Consider the following 6,000-nt stretch of genomic DNA (forward strand, 5'->3'; position numbering starts at 1 on the left):
GCAATCGAACGCATCCACCTAGCCGCACGGGGCGTTGCGTTAGATTCCTCCCATGCAGTCCGATGGGTCCGTGGAATCCTCCGTGCTCGACGTGCTCGACAAGCAGATCGTGCACGCGCTGGTGTGCGACGCCAGGATTCCGTTCGCCAAGCTCGGTGCCATCCTCGACGTCTCCGAGCAGACCGTCGCGCGCCGCTATCGCGCGCTGCGCCAGCGCGCGATCCTGCACGTCTCGGGGCAGGTGAACGCGGTGCCGCTCGGGCACGCGCGCTGGGTGCTGCGGATCCGCTCGACACCCGACAAAGCGCTGCGATTGGCCGAATCCCTGGCCAGATTCCCGGATCTGAGCTGGGTGACGCTGTTGTCCACCGGCTCCGAGGTGACATGTGTGAGCCGGCCGCGCTCGACCGAACGGCGCGACGCGCTGCTGCTGCACACGCTGCCGAAGGCGAGCCAGGTGCTGGGGGTCACCGCGCACGAGGTGATGCACCGGTTCCCGGCCGACGAGGAATGGCCGCGTTTCGCTCACCTGTTCACCGAGCAGCAGCTGTGCGCGCTCGGGCAGCGGTCGGGCTGCGCGGCGGGTTCGGCGCGTTCCCTGGGCGAGGAGTTCGGGCCGGACCTGCCGGTGGACCTGTCCGCCGAGGACGAGGCCATGCTCGCGCTGCTCGGCCGGGACGGACGCGCGCCCTACGCTCAGATCGCGGCCGAAACTGGTTGGACCGCACCACGAGTCGCGCGCCGGATGGCCGAGCTGGAGCGGGCGGGCGTGCTGTACTTCGATCTCGACTTCGCGGTGGAACGGATGGGGTTCACCGTGCGCGGCGGCATGTGGCTGCGGGTGCGCCCGGCCGAGCTGGACGCGGTGGGGCGGGCGATGGCGACGCATCCGGAGATCGTTTTCGTGGCCGCGACCACCGGGCCGACCAACCTGTTCGCCTCCGTCCTGTGCCGCGACACGCCCCATCTCTACCGCTACATCACCGAGCGGCTCGGCGCGCTGGAGGGCATCACCGACCTGGAGGTCACGCCCTCGCTGCGAGTCCTGAAACAGGCGCAGACGCTGCTCGACAGCGACCGGGTCGCACCGGGGCGGTGATCGCGCCGCGTTTGCCGAGGACACAAAACTCCGATCGCGTGTTGCCGGGCGCGTCGCTTGACTCGAACATCTGTTCGTCTAACCTTGGCGCCAGAACTTGTCGGTGCCGCCCTCTAATGTTGGCGCCAACCACAGCAGAGACTTACCCGTCGAAAAGGGGATCAGGACATGGCACCACAGGCGTACGACCGCGACAAGGCGCTCGAACTCGCACTGGCTCAGGTCGAGAAGAGCTTCGGCAAGGGTGCGGTCATGCGCCTCGGCGAAGAAGTACGTCAGCCGCTCGCGGTGATCCCCACCGGTTCCATCTCGCTGGATGTCGCGCTCGGCATCGGCGGCTTGCCCCGCGGCCGCATCATCGAGGTCTACGGCCCGGAGTCCTCGGGTAAGACCACGGTGGCGCTGCACGCGGTGGCCAACGCGCAGGCGCAGGGCGGCATCGCGGCCTTCATCGACGCCGAGCACGCGCTCGACCCGGAATACGCGAAGAAGCTGGGTGTCGACACCGACGCGCTGCTCGTCTCGCAGCCGGACACCGGTGAGCAGGCACTGGAGATCGCCGACATGCTGGTGCGGTCCGGCGCCATCGACATCATCGTCATCGACTCGGTGGCCGCGCTGGTGCCGCGCGCCGAGATCGAGGGCGAGATGGGTGACAGCCACGTCGGTCTGCAGGCCCGCCTGATGAGCCAGGCGCTGCGCAAGATGACCGGTGCGCTCAGCAACTCCAACACCACCGCGATCTTCATCAACCAGCTGCGCGAGAAGATCGGCGTCATGTTCGGCTCGCCCGAAACCACCACGGGTGGTAAGGCGTTGAAGTTCTACGCCTCGGTCCGCCTCGACGTGCGCCGCATCGAGACGCTCAAGGACGGCACCGACGCGGTCGGCAACCGTACCCGCGTCAAGGTCGTGAAGAACAAGGTCAGCCCGCCGTTCAAGCAGGCGGAGTTCGACATCCTCTACGGCCATGGCATCTCCAAGGAGGGCTCGCTCATCGACATGGGTGTCGAGCACGGCTTCGTGCGTAAGTCCGGCTCCTGGTACACCTACGAGGGCGACCAGCTCGGCCAGGGCAAGGAGAACGCCCGGAAGTTCCTGCTGGAAAACACCGATGTGCGTGACGAGATCGAGAAGAAGATCAAGGAGAAGCTCGGCATCGGCGCCGATGTGAGTGCCCCGGCCGCCGAGGTTCCCGCCGATTTCTGATCCGATGAACGGCCGGCGCTCGCCCCGACCGCGCCGGACCGCGCCTGATGAGTCGCGGTCCGAACCGGTGCAGGAGATGCGGCGCCGGCTCCAAGAACTCCTGTCTGCCTCTTCTGGTGCCGCCACCGATCCGGTCGGATCTCGGCTCGGCGGACAGGAACCCGGACGAGTCCCGTCGGCCGAAGGTGGTTCGGCCGAACAGGACACCATGGGAACTCGGTCGAGCGCGCCCGATCCGCAGCGGGCGCGTTCGACCGGGTCCCGCGCGGGCTCGTCCCGTCGTGGACGCCGGAAGGCGTTCCCGCACACAGATTCCCACTCGGCTGATAGCGAAAGTACCGAAAGCCGATGGGCGGATCCGGTGGCGGCCGGATCCGAGCGGGGTGCGCGCTCCACGGAGCAGACTCCGCCAGGCGGGACGGTCGAGCAGGCCAAAGAGGCGTGTCTGCGCCTGCTCGCCGTCCGCGCCCGCAGCCGTGCCGAACTCGCTCAGCGTCTGGCGGCCAAGGGCTACACCGCCGACGTCACCGATCGCGCGCTGGACCGTCTCGCCGAGGTCGGCCTCATCGACGACGCCGCCTTCGCCGAACAGTGGGTCCATTCCCGGCATACCTTCTCCGGCAAGGGCAAACAGGCGCTCGCCCAAGAGCTTCGCCGCAAAGGCGTCGACCCGGCCGACGCCGCTCCCGCCCTGGACACCATCACCGACGACGACGAAGAATCCCGCGCCCGAGACCTGGTCCGCCGCAAACTCCGCACCCTCCCCGCCACCCTCGATCGGGAAAAAGCCCTTCGCCGCCTCGTCGGCATGCTCGCCCGCCGCGGCTACAACCAATCCACCGCCTTCGCCGTAGTCAAATCCGAACTCGCCGAAGCCTCCTTCGGCACCGCCGACCTCGACGAGCGGGAGTGACATAGGCTGAGCGGTTCTGCAACGCTTGATCCAAACGGAGGTTTGTGGCTGTGCCGCATGCGGTGGGGGAGCGGCACTATCGGCCGCTGGAGACGCTCGGAGCTCTCGCGATCGTCGCGTTGATCGCGAATATGGTTGTGCGCGCGGTGTTCTGGGTCGCGAACTTGCGAAACTATGTGCTGTTGGACGATTACGCCTCGGGCGCTGTCGGCCAGTCGGAATTGTTGCGCCGTAGTGAAGAACTCGACGTCTGGTTCGCGCTTTCGCTGCCGGTGGCCGCGCTGACGACGGTCTTTACGTTGTCCGCGGTGATCGCCTGGCTGTGGCGGGCGCGCACCAACGCCGAGTTCGGTTGTGCGGCAAGACACCGGCTGGCGCGCGGCTGGGTGGTCGGCGGCTGGTTCGTGCCGATCGTCTCGCTGTGGTTCCCGCCGGTGCTCGTCGACGACGTGGTGCGAGCCAGCGATCCCGGCACTGCGCCGCACGCCTCGCGCCTGACCGCGAATGCCACGACGCCGCTCGTCGTGCTGTGGTGGCTCGCGCTGCTCGGCGGCCAGATCATGCTCGGCGTCACCACGATCTACCGCCTGCTCACCACACTGTCCCTCGATCCCGTCCCCGCAGCCGTGGCCATGGCATTCGAGGCAATCAGCTTGCTCCTGTTCGCCGTCGCAGCGGCTGGCCTCGTCGCCGTCATCACCCGAGTCGGCCGCTGGCAGGCCGAACGACACCGCGCCGCCGCAAGCGCGACCACCGCACCCACACCCCGCCCCGAGACCCCACTCAGTGCCGCTACGGTAATGCCGCACTCGAGCGCACCCCCGTCAGCGCCGGCCGTGACCAACGCGTCCACCGCCACGTCCGGCACGCACGAGTCCCTCGCGCCGGTATCCGATGCGGCCGTGGTCCGGTCGCGCGGTCGTGAGTCCGGCGTGCCTGTGCCCGGCGGTCGCGAGTCCGGTGCGACTATTTCGGGTTCTTTGCGCCCCGAAGCGTTTCGTGGCACCGCGGGTAGCGCATCTGCGGGGCGTTCTCGTCGCAGAGTCGCCGTGCTGGCCGGTGCGGTGCTCGGGGTGGTCGCCCTTGCCGTGGTCGGCGCTGCTTTCGTGGTGCGCCAAGGGGATTCGGCTGCGGTGACGTTGGCGGCCGACGTGGAAATGCTCCGGACCATCGATCCGTGCACCCTGCTCGACCAAGAGGCGCTGGACCTGATCGGTCCCGGGCCTGCCCCCGAACCCGGTCAGTGGGGTGAGTGTGTGCGCCCGGAGCATCGCACCGCGAAGTACGACACCGATTCCCCGCTGGTCTGGGTCAGGGCGGGTTGGACCTACTTCGATGCCCCGTCCCGGCCGGTCGGCGAAACGTCGTTCGGGCTCACTATGTCGGAGCCCGACCGCGGTGCCGGTTGTGTCCGTCAGGTCGCGACCACGGACGGCAACGGAATAGAGATCGAGGTGGGCGTATTGCCCAACGGCCGCGACTGCGATATCGCCACCGAGCTCGTCCCGCGCGTGCTGGCGCGGCTCGCCGCCGGCGTTTCCCAGGTGCGGTCCGTGCCGGGATCGTTGATCGGGGTCGATCCCTGCAAACTGGTGGATCGAGCGGTGATCCGCGATGCGGTCGGCGTCGAACGCAACAGATCAATGGAGAGCGGGGTGCACGTGTGCCGCCACTCCGGCAACCAAACCTCCTTACAGGTGACGCTGGGCCGCGGCATACGGCAAGACCGTCCGCTGATCGCAAAGGACCTCATACCGTTCGAGATCGGCGGCCGCCCGGCCTTCGAAGTACGAGCGGGCGAGAGCGTCGGCTGGCCGACGTCGGACACCTCGTTGCCGCAGCAGTTCGAATGCGAAGTGCGCTACGTCCACGCCCCCGTCAAAGGCAGTGACAACGTCGAGATCGTCGCGATCCAAGTCGGCGAAGACCGATCCCGCGGCGTAGACCACGCCACCGCCTGCGCCCGAGCCAAATCCGCCCTCGCCGCCCTCCTCCCCGAACTCCCCACCCCCTGACTTTCGAACACACCGGGTGCGATGCCCCTTCTGCCGGTAGCGGTGAACAGCGCTGGCTGTCGCGGAAAATCAGGGGCGAGGGTACGGATGTGGTGGGTACGGTCGGGGGATGAGGCGTTATGGGGTGTTGCCGCGTGGGGGCGCGTCGGCGGTCGCGTTGCGGGAGGTGGAGGAGAGTATCGATCGGTGTTGGGGGGCGTTCTTGGGGGAGCAGGGGGTCCGGGCGGGGAGTGGGGAGGAGGTCGAGTTGGCTCGGCTGGTGGTGGATGATCCGGAGGCGTTCGAGTGGCGGGTGGTGGACGCGGCGCTGGATCTGCTCGACTGCGCGGAATGCGGGGAGATTCTGGGGTCGGGGCCGAGGGGTTGTGCGCGTTGCGAGTTGATGGACGGCTTCCGATATTCGGCGAGGGAGATCGATCGGCCCGGGGTGCCGCCGCGCAACGAGCACGCGGTGCGAGTGGCGTCGGTGGTGGCGCGAAATCGCCACCGCTACAGTGCCCGCGCTCGCTGTAGCTACGAACTGTGCCTGCCGTGGGTGTGGTCCGGCGGTCTGCCGACCACGCCGCAAGCGCAGGCGTTGAAAGCGAAGATCAACGGGTTGAGCGACGAACAGCTCGAATCGGTGACCTCGATCGAGGACGTCTCGGCCGACACGGCTTGATGTTCGCCGGCTGCCGAGTTTCCTCCCGCATGACAGCGCCTTGCAAGAACGACGCCAGTACTCGCGTCGATACTCGTCGCATGAACAACCCAACCGGCAGTGC

General features: G+C 68.0%; 5 protein-coding genes. All 5 read left to right on the plus strand.

What is annotated here, in order from left to right:
* Positions 1-52 precede the first annotated feature (52 nt).
* The 5 genes from NBRGI_RS22275 (at position 53) to NBRGI_RS22295 (ending at position 5,897) form a co-directional block, all read left to right on the plus strand.
* The gene (locus NBRGI_RS22275; protein WP_029899192.1) at positions 53-1,099 is read left to right on the plus strand and encodes an Lrp/AsnC family transcriptional regulator; all 1,047 of its coding nucleotides are present in this window, start codon (positions 53-55) and stop codon (positions 1,097-1,099) included.
* A gap of 168 nt (positions 1,100-1,267) precedes the next feature.
* Positions 1,268-2,308, plus strand: a complete 1,041-nt coding sequence (gene recA / locus NBRGI_RS22280; RefSeq protein ID WP_014986809.1) for a recombinase RecA — start codon at positions 1,268-1,270, stop codon at positions 2,306-2,308.
* Positions 2,309-2,669: 361 nt separating this feature from the next.
* Positions 2,670-3,221, plus strand: a complete 552-nt coding sequence (gene recX / locus NBRGI_RS22285; RefSeq protein WP_029899193.1) for a recombination regulator RecX — start codon at positions 2,670-2,672, stop codon at positions 3,219-3,221.
* Positions 3,222-3,265: 44 nt separating this feature from the next.
* Positions 3,266-5,236 carry a DUF4328 domain-containing protein gene (locus tag NBRGI_RS45330; protein ID WP_148310906.1) on the plus strand — a complete coding sequence of 657 codons (1,971 nt, stop codon included), beginning with the start codon at positions 3,266-3,268 and terminating at the stop codon, positions 5,234-5,236.
* Between the two features lie 247 nt (positions 5,237-5,483).
* Positions 5,484-5,897, plus strand: a complete 414-nt coding sequence (locus NBRGI_RS22295) for a hypothetical protein (RefSeq protein WP_081878191.1) — start codon at positions 5,484-5,486, stop codon at positions 5,895-5,897.
* Positions 5,898-6,000: the final 103 nt, after the last annotated feature.

It is taken from the genome of Nocardia brasiliensis IFM 10847, assembly GCF_000710915.1.
Lineage (GTDB): Bacteria > Actinomycetota > Actinomycetes > Mycobacteriales > Mycobacteriaceae > Nocardia > Nocardia brasiliensis_A.